The sequence below is a fragment of the Collinsella sp. OF02-10 genome (assembly GCF_003463445.1).
Classification (GTDB): domain Bacteria; phylum Actinomycetota; class Coriobacteriia; order Coriobacteriales; family Coriobacteriaceae; genus Collinsella.
On the sequence record NZ_QSCW01000047.1, the window covers coordinates 1 to 1,360 of the forward strand.

A 1,360-nucleotide genomic window follows, 5' to 3' on the forward strand; every position below is an offset into this window, starting at 1 on the left:
CCGAATCGCGGCATGCTGACGCCAAGCCATTAGGCCGGTGGGCTTCAGTCTGCTCGGTGCGTTTCGGCTAGGCTGCGTAAGGCACCCTGTCTCGCATGACCGCGTAGATGACCTTCAGTCTCTTTCGCGCCAGCGCCTTGAGCGCCTTGCCGTGCGACATGCCCCGCTCCCGGCACCTGGTGTAGTAGTCGCCCCATCTCCCCTCTGTCCGGGTAAGGCAGTTACATGAGAATATGAGCAGGTTCTTCAGCCTCTTGTTGCCTTGGCGCGATGCCGTCACCGAGGAGATCGAGGTTCCCGACTGGCGGTTGCGCGGCGCCAGGCCGCAGTACGACGCGAGCCTGTCGTGACTGGGGAAGTCTTCGATGTCGATGGAGATCGCAAGCTCGGAAGCGGTTTTGGGCCCGATGCCCGGCACCGTCAGGAGGCATCGGTAGGTATCGTCGCCCTCGAGCAGGGCGGAGATCTCCGCCGTGATCGCCTCGATCTCCGCCGAGTTCTCGGATATCCTGCGCGCGAGCAGTTTCACCGCCCGGTCCTCGGCGGCGACGACCGACGCATCCGGCCTTGTCGAGGAGGTTGTCGAGCGGACGAGGGCCTCGATCTTACCGCGCGCCGCCCCACGCGTGAGCGCCGCCGCCCTGCGGGGCCCGGCGTCGGCTACCGACCAGGCCCCGCCGAGGGATGCCATGAGCCTCAGCTGGGGCCCGTCGGACAGGTCGACCAGTGCCTCGAAGGCGGGGCACGATTCCAGCAGGATGCTGCGCAGCCGGTTCTTATTCCTAGTGTTCTCGCAGGTCAGGAAGTTCCTCTGGGCGGCCAGCGCCCTCGCCGCCGCAATCGTCGGACCCGGGTCTCCGACCGGCAGGAGCGCGTCGGGGATGCCAAGCGCCGTCTTCGCGATGACCATCGCGTCTCGCTCGTCGGTCTTGGCGTCGCCGGCGAAGAGCCTGGCGGCCCCGTGCGCCGCGAGTCCCGGCAGGTACGCCGCCGACATCCCGGCCGCCCTGGCGCGGGCGAGCGCGAGGGCGCCTATGTTGCGCGACTGGTCGACGACCACGAGCGCATCGGGGAAGCGGCCGAACAGCGAGTCCAGGTCGTCCTCCCTGTTCGCGACGGGGGTGCTCAGCAGCACCTCGCCATCTCGAGTCGCGACGCATGCCCAGTGGGACGATTTCCCGACATCGAGCCCGATGACGGCTTCCGGCATTCTAATTGGTGCCACGGTGGTATCCTCCAATCGGTAGGCCGATCGGAACCCCTCCCCGCGACACCCACATTACCTGGCCGTGGCGCTTGCGCCCGGCAGTTTCCTATCAGTCGTCCGGAGCGGCGAGCGCCCCCGGTGGCAACACCCCCC

The 1,360-nt window shown here is 67.7% G+C and carries 1 protein-coding gene; it reads right to left on the minus strand.

Annotated elements, in window-relative coordinates; genetic code table 11:
• Positions 1-67: 67 nt before the first annotated feature.
• Positions 68-1,225: an IS110 family transposase gene (locus tag DXA43_RS10115; RefSeq protein WP_231500848.1), complete on the minus strand. Its 1,158-nt coding sequence runs from the start codon at positions 1,223-1,225 to the stop codon at positions 68-70.
• Positions 1,226-1,360: the final 135 nt, after the last annotated feature.